Origin of the sequence: Moorena sp. SIO3H5 (genome assembly GCF_010692395.1) — a bacterium.
GTDB lineage: Bacteria > Cyanobacteriota > Cyanobacteriia > Cyanobacteriales > Coleofasciculaceae > Moorena.
On the sequence record NZ_JAAHHS010000140.1, the window covers coordinates 1 to 17329 of the forward strand.

10 protein-coding genes are annotated in these 17329 nt (G+C 44.2%); 5 read left to right on the forward strand and 5 right to left on the reverse strand.

Annotated elements, in window-relative coordinates; genetic code table 11:
* The 3 genes from F6K52_RS37025 to F6K52_RS16690 all read right to left on the reverse strand — a co-directional run.
* Nucleotides 1-65: hypothetical protein (locus F6K52_RS37025; protein ID WP_364418108.1), on the reverse strand; the 65-nt coding region annotated here is incomplete at its 3' end.
* Nucleotides 59-265, reverse strand: a complete 207-nt coding sequence (locus F6K52_RS16685; protein WP_364418111.1) for a hypothetical protein — start codon at nucleotides 263-265, stop codon at nucleotides 59-61. The genes F6K52_RS37025 and F6K52_RS16685, both read right to left, overlap by 7 nt.
* 188 nt (nucleotides 266-453) lie before the next feature.
* Nucleotides 454-2025 carry an OmpA family protein gene (locus F6K52_RS16690; RefSeq protein ID WP_293079521.1) on the reverse strand — a complete coding sequence of 524 codons (1572 nt, stop codon included), beginning with the start codon at nucleotides 2023-2025 and terminating at the stop codon, nucleotides 454-456.
* A 676-nt stretch (nucleotides 2026-2701) separates the two neighbouring features.
* Here F6K52_RS16690 and F6K52_RS16695 point away from each other — a divergent pair.
* From F6K52_RS16695 to F6K52_RS16715, 5 genes are all read left to right on the forward strand, one after another.
* A complete protein-coding gene (locus F6K52_RS16695; protein WP_293079523.1) occupies nucleotides 2702-3736 on the forward strand; it encodes a hypothetical protein in 1035 nt (344 codons plus the stop codon).
* A 227-nt stretch (nucleotides 3737-3963) separates the two neighbouring features.
* Entirely contained in the window at nucleotides 3964-6372 is a 2409-nt protein-coding gene (locus F6K52_RS16700) for an AMP-binding protein (RefSeq protein ID WP_293079525.1), read from the forward strand.
* 11 nt (nucleotides 6373-6383) lie between these two features.
* The gene (locus F6K52_RS16705; protein ID WP_293079527.1) at nucleotides 6384-13007 is read left to right on the forward strand and encodes a type I polyketide synthase; all 6624 of its coding nucleotides are present in this window, start codon (nucleotides 6384-6386) and stop codon (nucleotides 13005-13007) included.
* Between the two features lie 85 nt (nucleotides 13008-13092).
* The gene (locus tag F6K52_RS16710) at nucleotides 13093-13218 is read left to right on the forward strand and encodes a hypothetical protein (RefSeq protein WP_293079530.1); all 126 of its coding nucleotides are present in this window, start codon (nucleotides 13093-13095) and stop codon (nucleotides 13216-13218) included.
* Nucleotides 13215-14138, forward strand: coding sequence for a DUF6208 family protein (locus F6K52_RS16715; protein ID WP_293079533.1), 924 nt, complete (start codon nucleotides 13215-13217; stop codon nucleotides 14136-14138). Before F6K52_RS16710 ends, F6K52_RS16715 begins: the two co-directional genes overlap by 4 nt.
* A gap of 203 nt (nucleotides 14139-14341) precedes the next feature.
* On the opposite strand, the gene F6K52_RS16720 is transcribed toward F6K52_RS16715, so the two are convergent.
* Together F6K52_RS16720 and F6K52_RS16725 are read right to left on the reverse strand one after the other, a co-directional pair.
* On the reverse strand, nucleotides 14342-14818 hold the full coding sequence (locus F6K52_RS16720; protein ID WP_293079536.1) for a VOC family protein: 477 nt from the start codon (nucleotides 14816-14818) through the stop codon (nucleotides 14342-14344).
* A 593-nt stretch (nucleotides 14819-15411) separates the two neighbouring features.
* Nucleotides 15412-17079 carry a response regulator gene (locus tag F6K52_RS16725; RefSeq protein WP_293079539.1) on the reverse strand — a complete coding sequence of 556 codons (1668 nt, stop codon included), beginning with the start codon at nucleotides 17077-17079 and terminating at the stop codon, nucleotides 15412-15414.
* Nucleotides 17080-17329: the final 250 nt, after the last annotated feature.

The window sequence follows — 17329 nt, forward strand, 5'->3', positions numbered from 1 at the left end:
GTGATTAAAGCATGAGTCCCCGATTCGAGATGGATATCTTGAGACAACCTGTCCCCTGCTACCATTCCTCCAGCGGTATGAAGTACACAGTGTGACAAACCCCTAGCCCTTCTGGATAGAACGGTCGCTGTACCTTCAAGGGAGCTTTGGCGTAGGTGTGAATAGGTTGAGTTTTTCCATGGGCTAAGGCAAAGCGTAATTCAAGGCTGCCATGCCATCGAGATTGATCACTATCTGTCGGTTGTGGTTGAGAAAGTCGATTCACCAATTAATAAAAGGGCAATGTACAGTAATTAACCAGGTCGCTTCGGCGTTGCTCAATATCAGAATCATATCAACTATAGTTGAGCAAGTTACCAATTACTGATTACCGATTACCGATTACCGATTACCAATTACCAATTACCAATTACCCTTAATTCTTCCACAATTGAGCAACGCCTTGATCGGTGACTAATTTCCAGATTGAATCGGTGCCAAACTAATCACAGTACGTTGGTTAACTGGAGAAGTCGGGTCAGTACCAGGTCGGGGTTCGGAGAAACCTAATCCTTCCACAACGAATTGATGGGAGGGATACTTGCTTTTGAGATAGTTCACTACCTCTTGAGCTCTGGCTTGAGAGAGTTCCTGGTTAGATTCAGGATTGCCAGTACGGGAGGTATGACCTTGCACCTTGACAACGACACTACTGGGGCTAAATTTCTGAATTGCCTCTGCCAAATCAGTGAGCTTTTGCTGCTCCTGGGGACTTAATTGAAACGAAGCCTTGGCAAACTTGACTTCACCTAAAACTTCTAAGTTAGTTAGGGGCTGGGGGTTTTGTCCCTCTGTCTCTGCCACTTGAGTGTCTGTAGAGTCCGATTTTTGTTCTGCTTGCGATTCCTTGGCTTTATCATCTGCCTCAGCCACTTGAGTGGCGCTAGAGTCAGGTTTTTGTTCTGCTTCAAGAACGGTTTTTTCTGGTTCTGATTCCTGAGCTTGATCGGCTTCAGTGTTAGAGGAATCCTCAACTTGAGCCGCAACTTCCGGCTTTTCCTCAGCTTTTCCTGGAACTGAAGCCTGAGTGTTATTATCTGCCTCAGCTACTTGAGTCGCTGTAGAATCAGGTTTTTGTTCTGCTTCAAGAACGGTTTTTTCCGGTTCTGATTCCTGAGCTTGATCGGCTTGAGTAGAATCAGCTACCTGAGGTTGAGCCGCAACTTCCGACAGATTCTGATCAGTAGGAGGGGTTGTAGCTATAGTTGGCTCAGCTGTTGGGGGAAGATAGTTAGCGGTAAACAGTTCTGTGGTATCAACAGGAACATCTGTTGCCTTACCGGAAGCTGCCAACACTCCCGCAGTTTCCCCTATTCTTGTTGCCAAAGTTCCTGATTTCATCCAATCTTTGGCCTCAGCTGCTGTAAAAAACTCCATCCCCTTACCAGCAGTTTCTCGATCTGTGAGATTACCTTTCTCTACCTGGTCGTAGTATGTTTCTACAAAATCTTGTATCTCTTTGGGATTGGATTTCAGGATACGCTCAGAGGCCACTACTACATCTAAGTTGGGTTGAGTACCATCTGTTTGCTCTGTTCGGTTCAACAGAGCAACAATTTTTCCCTTAGGCTTGTGAGTCAGGAATTGGTCTAAGCTAGTGCCAATCAGATCAGCTTGTTCCTTACCAAGAGCTGCTGAACGAGCTTCCTGGTCTAACTCTTGAGCATAATTGAAACCAATCCCCCGCTTAACCAGAGCGTCTCGGAAATTAGCACTACTGAGGATTGAATAACCACGGTCGGTATCCCCTAATCCCTCAAGGTTAAGGTTTGTTTGAGCATCAGCATTCTCGCTTGCATTCTCTGTTGTAGTAGAAGATGTAGTAGAAGAGTTGACATCTTCTATAGGCGGAGTACTAATACGGTTCAATTGCAAGGAGCGAGAGTTAGAGCTAGTGACCCACCAGGCAGCACCAATCAGTAAAGCAAATCCTAATGCCAAGCTTCCTGGAATTAATTTATTGTCGGTAGTTTTCTTTTGATCCATCTTGATGCACCTGTGATACTTTGGCTGTGTTGGCTATAATTTACCACCTTTGTTCCCGATTATCTCAGACTTAATAAAAGTACATGTAGGTGAGGGTATTTTGTACTGGTTTTTAGGGAGTAGGGAGTAGGGAGTAGGGAGTAGGAAATAAAAAAAAATTAAATTTACCTCAGGCTTACTAGGGAACGATATAATAACATTACTTTGGTTTTATATATGTTGCTATAAAATTAAAATAATGTTATAATTAAACGATTAATATTGAATGATTTATGTCAATTTATTTAAATAGTGTTTAGTTTTTTTTGTAAAATTTAAAAATGGAACGCCAAAAACTAATTAATCATAAAATAAAACAAAAAAACTACTAATTAGTAAGGATTATAAGAAATTTTTTCCAGGCTTGATAAATCCAGTTATGGCGTAAAATTTTTCGTGATTGAGTAGCCTAGAAGATTCCAGACTAGTTGTGCGATCGCATTAAATGCCAGTTAATAAGTTTACGGTCACACCTGGCTCTGAAAAGCAACCAAACTAATGACTGACGACTAATAACCTATACATCTGGTGCATGATGCCAGATAATCAAGTCAGACTCATCTAGGGGTAGCGTGCAGTTTTATAATTTGTAAACCGTGCAATAATCGTTTTTACCGTGACTGGATAATCTTTCCCTATGGTGCAAGTGCCTGACTCTACCGCCGAACTAGCTGCTCTGCTCAACGAACCCATGGATCTGGATTTCCAACTCCCGGATCCAGAGGATGAGGAAATTCAGGAAACTGACTTTGAACAGCTAGTAGATCACGCTTGGCGAGTATGCGATCGCTTTGACCTACAGACCGATATCTGGCGGGGACGGATTCTACGAGTAGTAAGAGACCGGGAGAAAAAAGGCGGTGAAGGAAGGGGAGCTGGATTTTTAAATTGGCTCAAAAGTCGGGAAATTGGCAAAAGTCAGGCTTACTCCCTAATTGAACTAGCTAACAGTGCCGATACTCTGTTAATCGAGGGTCAGCTTAGTCATGATGCCATTAATAACTTCAGTAAACGGGCATTTGTGGAAACAGCTAAGTCGGCTCCGGAAGTCCAGCAAATGGTGACAGAACTAGCTCAACAAGGCGATCGCATCACTCGCCGGGAGGTCAAACAGATGTCTGATCAATGGACTGCCATGTCCTCAGAATTACTACCAGAGGAAGTTAAAGAAAAATCCGCTGAAGGGGGTCTCCCATCCAGTTATCTGGCCCCATTGGTCAAAGAGATGGAAAAGCTGCCAGAAATCCACCTGATTCCATTACAAGAAGCAATTGCTACTAATCCAGATGTGGACACTGTTAAACATGTGACCTCAGATGCCCGTTGCTTAGCCAAGTATTTAGATGCATCTGCCCAAGTCCAAGCTATCAATCACACATCCTTGGATATGGAACTAGCTTTAGATGAAGCGCTACGACTTGATTGTTTAAACACTGCTGCTGATTTAGTGAAACAAGCCTTGGCCCTAGAACAGGTTGTTGGCAAACTCTATACCACCTGGAAGCGTTTAGGTAGTCTGTCAGACCGATTGTATGTAGATACCGGGTCAAGTACTCCCCACTTGCGATTGCTGCTGACCTGTATGGATCGTCTAGCGGGTGACGTGATTGAAGTTCCTTTGGACGAGAGTGGAGAGCAGCTAATTCGCATGAAAGTTATGACCGAAACTTAAGCTATCAGCGAATGCGCAGCTGAATGCACCTCAAGTAGCGTGCCCGTAGCGCTTAAGCTGAATGCTTAGGACTAATCACTAGGGGGAATTGGTAATTAATCACTTATTGGCCAATAATGCCCATAGTAATGGATAATAAACGATTGTTGTAGTCTAGAAAAAGACTTAATAAATCTATCGATCAGGGGATGAACGACGATTTGGCTGTGAAGATAAGGCGTGCAGGCATGAAAGACAGTTTAGATGACATGAGCGAGAATATACCAAAATTTTCTACCTTAGTAGACCTGCTACGTTACCGAGCAACACACCAACCGGATCAGATCATCTATAAATTTCTACTGAACGGGGAAACCTCAGACCGCTACCTAACCCATCAACAGTTAGACAACCACGCCCAAGCGATCGCATCGGAGCTTCTACACCAGAACGCAAAAGGGGAGCGAGCCTTGCTACTCTATCCACCAGGTTTAGAGTTTATCACAGCTTTCTTCGGCTGTTTGTATGCAGGAGTTATAGCGGTTCCTGCTTATCCACCCCGCTCCAATCAAAATTTGTTCAGGCTAGAGGCAATTGTGGCAGATGCTCAGGCCAAATTTGCCCTCACTACTACCCCTCTATTAAAGAAAATAAAGACTCAGCTAGCTAAAAATCCAGCCAGTGCTCTCGCGGGTGGCCCGCGCGCCAATAAGCAACTGAAGTGGCTGGCTACTGACAAGACGAGGGGTGTGGGGATACCTCCCCACAAGCAACCTACGAACCATGAATCAGATTGGCAGCACCCGGACTGTAACGAAAAGACCCTGGCTTTTATACAGTACACCTCTGGATCAACAGGTAAGCCCAAAGGAGTAATGGTTAGCCACGGGAATTTGTTATCCAACTCAGCTTTGATTAATCGGTGTTTCCAAGATACACCCCAAAGCAGAGGATTCTCGTGGTTACCTGCTTACCATGATATGGGACTGATTGGCGGCATCCTACAACCCCTTTATGTCGGTTTTCCGATGATCCTGATAGCTCCAGTAGATTTCCTCCGCAAGCCTTACCGCTGGCTAAAAGCAATCTCCAAATACCAGGTGACTACCAGTGGTGCTCCGAATTTTGCCTATGAGCTGTGTGTACATAAAATTACGGCTAAGCAATTAGAAACCCTTGACCTGAGCAGCTGGCAAATTGCCTTTACCGGTGCTGAGCCGGTTCGAGCATCCACATTAGACCGATTTGCTCACAAATTTGCCCCTTGTGGCTTCCGTCGGGAAGCATTCTACCCCTGTTATGGCATGGCAGAAAACACATTATTAGTCACTGGAGGCATCAAAAAACAACCTCCAGTGGTAAGGGAATTTGAAGGGGAAGCTCTTGAACAAAATCGAGTGGTTCCCGTGCCAGAAAATCTTCTTAATCAGTCTAATGGTAACAAGTTTAATGGTAATGATCAGACTCGAATGCTGGTCGGATGTGGGGGCAGTTGGTTAAATCAAAAAATTGCGATCGCACACCCCCAATCCCTCACCCAAGTTGAAGCCGGTGCCGTCGGAGAGATTTGGGTAAAAGGTTCAAGTGTTGCTGAAGGCTATTGGAATCAACCAGAGGTGACGGAAAAAACCTTTAATGCCTATCTAGCTGATACTGGTTTAGGTCCATGGCTGCGTAGTGGTGATTTAGGATTTATCCAGGATGGCGAGTTGTTTGTAACAGGTCGTCTGAAGGATTTAATTATTATCCGGGGTCGCAACCATTATCCCCAAGATATAGAATTGACGGCGGAAAAGAGTCATCCTGCTCTTCGCCCTGCCTATGGCGCAGCTTTTTCTGTGGAAGTCGAAGAGCGTGAGCAATTGGTGATTGTCCAAGAAGTCTCCAGGAATTACCTGCGGAAACTAGATGTAGATGAAGTGGTTGAAGCAATCCGCAGTGCAGTCTCCCTAGAGTATCAACTTCAAGTCTATGCTGTGTTATTGCTCAAGACCAATAGTATTCCCAAGACATCCAGCGGCAAAGTACAGCGCCATGCTTGTCGAGCTGGATTTCTAAACAATAGCTTGAGAGTTGTAGGGCAATGGAGCTTAGGCGCACACCCAACCATTGCCCCAACCAAACCAGAAAAAAAACCCACAACTAATACTATCGGCAAAGCGCAAACCCCCCATACACTTAAAAAGTGGATAATAGATTGGCTAGCCCGAGAAACAAAACTTCCTGCCAAGTCTATTAACATCAGCAAGTCTTTTGCTGATTATGGTCTAGATTCAGTAACAGCCGTCGAACTAGCTGATGATCTCGAAGAATGGTTAGGGGTGCCTCTGTCTCCTACACTGGCTTATGATTATCCCAATATCGAATCTCTTGCCCAATATCTGGCCACAGTAAGTCAACAAAGTAACTCAAACCAGGGGCAAAGCCCAAGAAAAATCGAACCGAGAGTTTCGAGTGCAGGTAGTGAGATGCAACAATTATGGGAGGCACAGTTCCAGAATCTGGATCAGTTCACCTCGATTCCCTTTTATCGTTCACCCGTAACGGTTAAATCGATTGCCTCCAGTGGTGATCAAGAGGTAGACCAACTCTTAGCTGAGTTGGAAATGCTCTCAGAAGCACAAATCCAAGAAATTCTGGGAAAACCCATCAAATAGTTCCTAGATCTATGTTTCGATCTATGTTGCCAGTGGATGATATTGCTAAGCGGATTGCCAATCTCTCCCCGGAAAAACGCGCCCTTCTTGAATTGCAGCTGCAAAAGAGGAAAGGCTTAAAAGAACCTATTGCTATTATCGGGATTGGCTGCCGCTTTCCAGGTGCCTCTTCCCCAAAATCATTCTGGCAACTGCTCAAAAATGGTGTCGATGCTATTACTGAAGTGCCACCAGAGCGTTGGGATATCGAGAGATTTTACGACAAGGACCCCACAGCACCAGGCAAAATGTATTGTCGTTATGGTGGTTTCCTGGCGCATGTTGATAAATTCGATCCAGAATTCTTTGGCATTGCTCCTCGGGAAGCTACCTATATCGACCCCCAGCAGCGACTACTGTTGGAAGTAATTTGGGAAGCACTAGAGGATGCAGGCCAAGTGCCTAGTCAACTCAGTGGTAGCCAAACGGGGGTCTTTGTTGGCATTTCTACTCATGATTATGGTCAGCTGCTTCTCCAAAGTCCAGAGGTGGTGGATACATATACCAATACTGGTGTAGCTTCCACTATGGCAGCTAATCGCATTTCCTACCTACTGAATTTCAAAGGGCCAAGTCTAACGGTTGATACGGCTTGCTCCTCATCCCTAGTGGCTGTTCATTTGGCTTGTCAGAGTATCTGGAATGGTGAGTCAACCCTAGCCCTAGCAGGGGGAGTGAATTTGATGCTAACCCCAGTGGTGACGGTTGGGTTAAGTAAGTTAACGGCTTTATCTCCTGATGGTCGCTGTAAAGCATTTGATTCCCGTGCCAATGGCTTTGTCAGGGGCGAGGGGGCTGGGGTGATAGTAGTAAAGCCCCTATCCAAAGCCCTGATCGATAAAGATCCAATTTATGCTGTGATTCGAGGCAGTGCCGTTAACCAAGATGGGCGCACTAATGGGCTAACTGCTCCCAATCGAGACGCTCAGGAAGCTGTTCTAGTCTCGGCCTACCAGCAAGCTGGAATTTCACCGTCAGATGTGCAATATGTAGAAACCCATGGCACCGGAACCCTACTGGGAGACCCGATTGAAGCGATGGCTTTGGGAAATGTCCTAAAACGAGAACCCTCTGACCACAACTCTGATAATAACTCTGATAACAACGCTACCAACAATCCTGTTGCGATTGGCTCGGTCAAATCTAATATCGGTCATCTAGAAGCTGCTGCTGGTATTGCTAGTTTGATCAAAGTCGCTCTATCCCTCAAGCACCAAGAACTTTTACCCAGCCTCCATTTCCTTGAGCCAAATCCCCACATTCCCTTTGATCAACTCTCCCTGCGAGTACAGCAGCAAGGGGAGCCTTGGCCATGGGATGTTATTCCCCCATTTGCTGGTGTAAGTTCTTTCGGTTTTGGAGGAACCAATGCTCATGTGGTGCTACAAGGAGCGCCAGAATTGACAAAAGCGACAAGTAATGATAGAGACCAAAATTATCAAGCTCAAAACGATCAAGGTGAAAACTATCATCTATTTACCTTGTCTGCGAAAACAGCAACCGCCCTGCAAACCCTAGGAAAGCGATACATAGACTTAATAGCATCTGAGCCATCAAGGACACTGGCAGATATTTGTTTGACCAGCAATAAAGGGCGATCGCATTTTAACTATCGTCTAGCCCTCCTAGTTAAATCCACTGACAAGTTGCAGCAACAACTGACCAAGTTGACAGAAAGCGAAACGATTTCGGAGAAAATAGCACAAAATAGCCCTACTCCCCCCGAAATCGTTTTCCTCTTTACCGGTCAAGGCTCTCAGTATAGTGGTATGGGAAGGCAACTCTACGAAACCCAACCAATCTTTCGGGCTACTCTCGACCAATGCGCCGAAATTCTGCAAACCTATTTAGAACAGCCGTTACTGGATGTCCTCTATCCGGAAATCTTTAGCGACAACAGTGACAACTCAACATTATTAAATCAAACGGCCTACACCCAACCGGCATTATTTGCTCTAGAATACTCCCTGGCTCAGTTATGGCGGTCTTGGGGAATCGAACCAACTGTGGTGATGGGTCATAGTGTTGGGGAATATGTGGCAGCAACTCTAGCAGGAGTCTTTAGCTTAGAAGATGGGCTAAAGCTAATTGCCCAAAGAGCGCGTTTGATGCAACAGTTGCCAGAAGGTGGTGAAATGGCAGTGGTTTTGACCAATGAGCAACAGGTCACTGAGGCAATTCAATCCCTATCCGACAAAGTCTCAATCGCTGCCATTAACGGTCCGGAAAATATTGTGATTTCTGGGGAAAGTCAGGCCGTTCAAACAGTTATAGCCCGACTACGCTCTCAAAAGGTCAAATCACTAAAGTTGCCGGTCTCTCATGCCTTCCATTCTGCCCTCATGGAACCAATGGTGGCAGATTTTGCCCAGGTATTATCGGAAATATCCCTACATCCCCCGCAAATAAAGATAATCTCGAATGTAACTGGACAATTAGCAACTGCTGAGATAGCTACGATCGAGTATTGGTGTGACCATGTGCGTGGGTCCGTGAAATTTTACCAGAGCATGGAAACCCTTTATCAAGAGGGTTATCATCTGTGTGTGGAAGTAGGACCGAAGCCTAGCCTATTGGGAATGGGCAAAGCGTGTTTACCGAAAGGAAAGCTCACAGCTATACCCAGTTTGCGCCCAGGAAAACCAGATAGTCAGCAAATGCTGGAAAGTTTGGCAAGCCTATATAAACATGGCGCATCAGTAGACTGGGGAAGATTCCATCAGCATCACCCCGGTCGTCTAGTTTCCCTACCCACTTATCCGTTTGAACGGCAACGGTATTGGCTAGATACCACTTCAGTAAAACCATTATCCCCGATTTCCTATGGTCAACTCTCCACTCCCTCCTATCGGGATTGCTTGTATGAGATAGCATGGCGACCCAAGGATGTAGATACATCAAATGAATCTACTGATATATCTAGATCTAGTACAACTTGGTTGATTTTTGCCGATAAAGGGGGCTTTGGAGAAACATTTGGAGAAACCTTAGTTCAACAGCAGCTGGAAGCAACACCCGACCGGATTTTGCTAATTTCCCCTGGCTCAAGCTATGAACAATTACAAGCAAACCATTATCAAATTAACCCAGCACAACCGCAACACTTTCAGCGTCTGTTAGATCAAGAAGTCGAATCTCTAAACGCAACATCTGTGATTGTGGTTCATATGTGGAGTTTAGATACTCCCGCACTGGACCGATTCCAAACATTTCCCCTAGACGCCACTTTAGAAAACGGTTGTGGTAGTGTCTTGCATCTGCTGCAAGGGTTAGTCAAAGCAGAATTAGCTAAATCCCCTCGTCTGTGGTTAGTTACCGAGGGCACACAACCCGTAGCATTAGAGAAAAAAGGTAAGACGAAAAAATCCCTACAGATTGCCCAGTCTCCCCTATGGGGTTTAGGGGCAGTTATTGCCCAAGAACATCCAGAACTGTGGGGAGGAATAATAGACCTAGAACCAAGGGATGGGAATGAGCAGCACTACCAAGAGCAATCATTAATGCTGCTCAACCAGATATTACAGCCACAGGGAGAAAACCAAATTGCTTTGAGGGATGGACAAGCTTATGTACCTCGCCTGATTCATCAACAGCAACAATCCCAACCCCCCGCTTTACCATTGCAGCTAAAACCAGATAGCACCTACTTAATCACTGGTGGTTTGGGGTCACTGGGATTAAAGGTAGCTGAATGGATGGTAGATAAGGGGGCAAGGTATTTAGTCCTGGTAGGACGAAGCCAACCAAATTCTAGGGCCTCAGAAATAATTGGGAAATTAGAAGAACAAGGTGTGATGGTAGTCCTTGAGCAAGTAGATGTATCCCAGGAAGCACAAGTTAGGGACTGTCTCCAGAGAATTCAGGTTTCCCTACCCCCCCTCAAAGGAATTATCCATGGTGCAGGGGTCCTAGAGGATGGGGTGCTGCTGCATCAAGATTGGGCAAAATTTGCGAAGGTGATGAAACCGAAAGTTGAGGGAGCCTGGAATTTACACCGGTTGACTCAGGATATAGCCCTAGAGTTATTTGTACTATTTTCCTCCGCTACTTCTATCTTAGGTACCCCTGGTCAAGGAAACTATTCCGCAGCTAACGGATTTTTAGATAGCCTCAGCCATTATCGACAAGGGCAAGGTGCAAGCGCTTTAAGTATTAATTGGGGGCCTTGGGCTGAGATGGGTTTAGCCGCTGGCGTCGGTAAACGGATGGCAATGCTGGGCATAGAGCCGATTCAAGCACCACAGGGATTACAGATACTCGAACAACTTTTGGCACAAGATGGGGCTCAGGTGGGGGTATTACCGGTGGAGTGGTCAAAGTTAAAAGAACGACTACCGGTAGAGTTACCGTTATTCCTATCAGAAGTAATCACAGAAACACTACCGCCTCAGGGGGATGGGGAAAACGACAATTCTGGGATTTTTGATCAACTGCTCGCCAGGACAACAACCCAACGGGAAGAGTTATTAAAAGATTACCTTAATCAACAGATTGCTAAGGCTTTAGGGATAAGTCGGAAAATCTCGGGGTCGAGCAACCTGATGGATTTGGGTGCTGATTCCTTAATGATTGTAGAAGTACTCAATGCCTGTAAGAAAGACCTGAAGATAACGCTTTATCCTAGGGAGTTTTATGAGCGACCAACGATTACGGCTCTAGCTGAGTACTTGGCTTTGGAGATCGAGCGGCTTCATCAGCCCCAGCCAACCCAAACCTCATTGACCACTACTAGTCTCTCAGATATTAAGAATTGGGCTAATCCTTGGGCATGGAATAACAATAGCGAACGCAAATTTACCAAACCCACCCAGCGCAATCGGAGCATGGTGTTTTTGCTCTGTAGCCCTCGTTCAGGCTCCACCTTACTGCGGGTGATGCTAGCTGGTCATCGGGATTTATTCTGTCCACCAGAATTACACCTATTGCCCTTTGATACCATGGCTGAACGCAATCAATCCCTAGGTTCAACTCACTTAGGAGAAGGGTTAGCGCGAGCTTTCATGGAAATTATGAACCTAGATGCCCAAGCCAGTACAACAATGGTGGAGGAGATAACCCAGCAAGACTGGTCAATTCAGAAGGTTTATGGCAGGTTACAGGAACTAACGGGTCAACGTATGCTTGTGGATAAGTCTCCTACCTATGCTGGCAGTCTGGAAACCCTACGGCACGCGGAAGATTTATTTGAAGAAGCTAAGTATATTCATCTAGTACGTCATCCCTATGCTGTAATTGATTCGTTCGTGAAAAATCGGATGGATAAAATCTTTGGTATTGATGAGGTAGACCCTTATTGGCTAGCGGAGGAAGTTTGGACAACCTGTAACCGTAATATCCTAGACTTCTTCCAGGAAATTGCACCATCCAATCATCATTTAGTGTATTACGAGGAACTCGTCAAGCAACCTGCTAAGGTAATGGCAAGGTTGTGTGAGTTTCTCGATATTACTTTTGATGAGGCGGTTTTAGAACCCTATCAAGGGCAGCGGATGACCGATGGAGTTCATCCCCAATCCCTACCGGTGGATGACCCAAATTTCCGCAACCATAACCAAATTGATTCGGCTTTGGCAGAGGTTTGGCGGCAAATCCAGCTGCCCCGGCCTTTGGGGAATTTTGCGGAAGAGGTAGCGACAGGGTTGGATTATCAATTGCCGTTACAGGTTGAACCTTCAGCCCAACCAGCTAACCTTGGCCAAAAGGCCACGCTAAGCGAAGAACTTGAACCGATGCAGGAGTCTTATATAGACGTGCGGGGTTTACAGCTTTGTATGTGTAGTTGGGGTCCGGCGGATGGAGAATTAATCTTATGTGTCCATGGTATTTTAGAACATGGAGCGGCTTGGGAAGAAATTGCCCGTCCCTTAGCAGGTATGGGATATCGAGTCGTTGCACCTGACCAGCGAGGCCATGGACGTTCCCAGCATGTGGGTATGGGAGGGTCTTATCAATTAATCGACTACTTAGGGGATTTAGATGCGATCGCAAAAGCTCTGACAGAGCAGCCATTTATTCTAGTGGGTCATTCCATGGGGGCTGTGGTTGCTGCCACCTTTGCCAGTGTCAGACCCGAAAAGGTCAAATCATTACTATTGCTGGAGCCGGTGCTACCAGGAGAACAGAAGGACGATCAAACAGCTCAACAAATAGCAACCCACCTAGATTATCTCGCTTCCCCACCCCAACACCAGGTCTTTGGGAATATCGAAGCTGCTGCTAATCGTCTGCGCCGCTTAACCCCCAACCTCTCTGAAGAATTGGCTTTAAAACATGCTCAGCGACTTACCGAACCTTGTGACGGTGGTGTACGTTGGCGCTGGGATCCAAGACTGCAAGTTCGTACGGGAATTGGTTTAAGTGGAACAGCGTTTAATCGAAATAAATACACACAGCTACTGAGTCAAATTAAAGCTCCCACTACCTTAGTTTATGGCAATAATAGTAACTTTAACCGAGCCGAAGACCTAGCCTTACAACAAGCTGCCATACCTCATGCTAAAACAGTAAAACTATCAGGAGGACATAACCTCCATGTTGATGCACCAGATGCTATAGTTGCAATTATCGCCAACAACGGATTAAAACTGAAAAATTAAAAAGTGACAAGGTAACAAGTAAAAGGGAAAAGGTAACAGGTAAACTTAACAATACCAATTCCCAAATATAGCGTTTATCATAGCTATGAGGTACAGATTATTTGTTCCCTATTGCCTATTACCTATTGCTAGCATGCCTATTGCCTGCTCCGTTCCCGTAGCGTGGCCTACGGCCTCAGATTCCTGCTCCCTCCGCTATACTAAAAAATGACTAATATAGAGCTTTTCTGGGAAATCCCCTTATCCATACTCTCCTTCATATTTTCCCGCATCCTAAGATTTGTGATGCAAACCATAGGGGGATACTTTACCTCCAAAAAAAACACTGAAAATCTCCAGTGGCAACTCCTTTCAGCCGAGTTTTTCAAAAAGCCCATCAAATTAATTTGGGCAATGAGTCGAGCTCGTTGGAATCTTCACGCTATTATTTCTCTAGTTGGACCGATTGAAGTTAAAGAAGTAATAAGCTTTGATGCGAGTGCAGCTAAACAATCAGCCCAATCTTGGACATTAGTAGTTTACAGTCTACCAGATTTTGAAACCATCACTAATATCAGCTCCCTCACCGTATCCCGAGACAACCAATGGGAATCCGTGAGCTTGAAACCAGGTAAATACTTATTAGGTTTGCGGTATTATCACTGGTCAGACACAGTAGAGCAACCTACTGTTAAAGCAGATGGCGTTAAAGTCGTAGATGCCAAGCAAATTAACGCCCCTACTGATATCAACAGCTTTTACCGTGACCTAATTAAACGAAAAAATTGGCTTCATGTTTGGTTAAATTATTATGTTTTCAACCTGTTGCGCTTTAAACAATGGTTACCCCAGGCATTTGTTAAAAAAGTTTTCTTACCGGTACCTAATCCAGAAACAAAATTTTACTATGGTGCCTTCAAAAATGGAGAATCTATTCAATTTACACTAGTACCATCTCTGTTAACAACCCATGACATTTACTACAGCTTGTACAGCCGTGAATGCTTTGCTCTAGATTGGTACAAAATTACTGAAGCTGAACATAGAACATCTGCTAGTGATCAGAAGTCTATTTATATTGTTCGGATTCATCCGAAATTTGAGCGAAACGCTTTATTTGAAAATAGTTGGGTGAAGATAGCCGTTGTTTGAAGTTGCTAGTGGTGCGTTAGGGGCGGACTTGTCCTTATTTTTACGGTAGCCAGCGTTGGGATAGTCCGCACCGTAACGCACCATCAAAAGGCTCGCTAATCGGCGTTTTTGAACAGAGCTATCTGCCGTAACCCACCAATATTCTGTGACTTAAGCAGTGATTAGATTGACCTTATAAACACTTACTCAAAAGTCAATATCAACTAGAACCACCGGTTCTCGCGAAGAGTTAAGCTGTTGCCATCAAAATCCTTAAAGAATGCTAATAGAACTCCTTCACCAACATCTTGAATCGGTGACACCTCAATCCCTTGAGAGATGAGGACATCCCTAGCGAACTCTATATGTGCTACAACTAGTGTTAGTGCTGCTTCTCCCGTTCCTGTAGGTTGGCCTTCGTAGACGCCAATTTTTGTGTCAGGCACGTTGGGGTAAAAGAACTGCGTCCAACGGTCTGTATCCTCAGAAGTATCCCGTTCCATGCCCAAAAGCTCCTCGTAAAAGAAGATGGCTTGGCCCAGATCGGCGACATTTACTTTAGATACATAGCCCGTTACGAGCTGATCCATAGGGTTTTGAGCAACTGCGGTGCTAGTCCATCCAGAACTTAACAGAACAAAAACACTGATCAGTGCGATGACTGTTGCTGTCTTGAGCTTTTGCAATAATTTTTGCATCATTTTAATTTTTAGGTTATCCTTATCTAACCTTTTTTGGTGTGGTCTACTCCTAGGACATTTAAGTTTAAATTTAGATTTCATAGAGCAATATTCAGAGGCTAAGCAATGTTATAACTAGACCTCTAAAGCTCATCTAAAAATCAGTAAATTTAAATGTCAGTTAGCTTCAGTTTTGTTAACTTCAGCCAACCAATAAATTATTATACACAGACTTATAGAAAGAAGACATAACCTTAACCAAATAAGTAACAAATCTTCAAGCAAATAAGTAATAAATTTTAACTATTTTTTATAGTCATAGTTCTAAATCATAGATGGAGTAAAGGATTCAGTAATTTTAAATAAGCGACGCATTAAGACAAGGACTTGACAATTTTTGCGAAACTTAGTAAACAACATAGGGATAGGGTAATTGACATTAATAATTATTTAAGTTTTAGTTAAACTGCCAGTTACTATCTTGGGCTCCAACCAATTAGTCTCTCTAGTAATTAAAATATTCAGTAATTTTCGGTAAAGTACTTGACAATTCAGGAAGATAGGTTAATATTCTAATTTAATAGTTAAAGCGCAGCGTTATAGGATTTAGGATATTACTCTGAGAGCAGCTCGATCGGCAACACTACTGTAAAAGTCGTCTTTCCTGGCACCGACTCCACCAAAATCTGACCCTGATGTTTATCCACAATCTTCTTGACAATATCTAGTCCTAAACCACTCCCTTCTCCAGGGGGTTTAGTCGTAAAAAAAGGCTGAAATATTTTCGGTATAACCTCTGGGGGAATTCCTTTACCACTATCAGTGAAACTGACTTTTATCTGATCATCCTGCTTTCTAACATCAATGGTTAAAGTTCCCTTACTCTCCATAGCTTGAATGCTATTGTGAATCAAGTTCGTCCAAACTTGATTAAGTTGGTCGGGATAGCAAAGAGTAGCAGGCAAGGAATCGTCATAATTTCGGATTACATCTACCCCGTATTTTAGTTGGTTATAATAGAGAGTTAAAATAGTTTCAATCCCTTCAATAATATTTGCCTCTATTTTGTTACCACTAGAATCATCATGGGCATAAGTTTTCAGGGCAAACACTACTTTAGCAGCTCGTTCAGCAGCGGTAACAATGTTACGGGTACTGGTTTGGAGATTAGCAAATTGATAGGCAGTTTGTAAAATTTTTTCTCCTTCTGGGTCTTTGAGGAGAGGCAACAAAGACTCTAGGTCATCCGAAACCCCAATTCCCACTAAAATATTAGCGAGTTTTGCTGCTTTCTCAATCGAGTGGGATGTCATCTGGCCGGTCAAGGCTTTTCTGATTTGACGTTGTTCCCGAGTAGATAAAGGGGTCTTTTGTTGGCTCGACCGTTCTAGTAAGGTAAAGAAATCCGACTGACGTTCCTTGGAAAGTTTTTCAAAAAAGGAAGGTAACTGCTTGAGGTGGTGAGCTAAAAAGTTGGCAAGATTCCTAACTGAAGAGTTAATAGCACCTAAAGGAGTGTTAATTTCATGAGCAACTCCAGCCACTAGTTGTCCCAGAGCAGCCATTTTTTCAGATTGGATCAACTCATCTTGAGTAGTTTGCAGCTGTTGCAGGGTTTCGTTGAGTTCTGCTTCCACTTCCATGCGCTGTTTGATTTCTTTTTTGAGACGTTGATTCTGCTCCTCCAAGGTCTTGGTTTGGTCCTCAAGAGTTTTGGTCAAGGAACGCAGTTGTAAATGTACCTTTACTCTTGCTAAAACTTCCTGTGACTGAATCGGTTTAGTAAGATAATCGACTCCCCCAAGCTCAAATCCTTTCACCTTATCCTCTATACCGGATAAAGCCGTCATAAAAATTACAGGAATATCTTTTGTTTCGTCATCCCCTTTCAAACGGCGGCAGGTTTCAAAGCCATCCATCCCTGGCATCAAAACATCTAGCAAAATGATATCTGGATGGGCATATTTAGCTCGCTTCAAGCCACTCTCACCATTGCGGGCTACCAAAATCGTCAAACCAGCATCTTCCAAATAATCAACGGCTACTCCTAAATTGGTGGGATTATCATCAATCACCAAAATAGTGAAGTTGGTCAAGTCAAGATCAGGGATATTCGTCGTAGTGACATTCATTGCTCTTGTTCCCAGTGCAGATAGTTTTCCACTAAAGCCACAATCTCCTCTTCCTAAAACCCTCGCGCTAAATATTTGAGTTGATTGGTAATAAGGAATATAGTCATCCAATTGATCAAGATAGATAGCTGTGTCACAAATTTTCCTCATCAAAAATTCCAGGGAGTCTGCAAACCCCGCCTATGGGCGAACGGGGAAGAGAAACGAGAGTGGATGCGGAAAAACCAGCCGGGGTATTTATTCCCCCGAATTTACTTATGATGTGGATATTCAATGGTATTACTTTCCAATCTTCCCCATCCTTTTATTCAGATCTATATTTTCCGTAGTAATTCACCAATCTGGCAAAGTTTCAGGTCAATAGCAATTACACTATGTCTAGATTTGGGGATAGATCGGG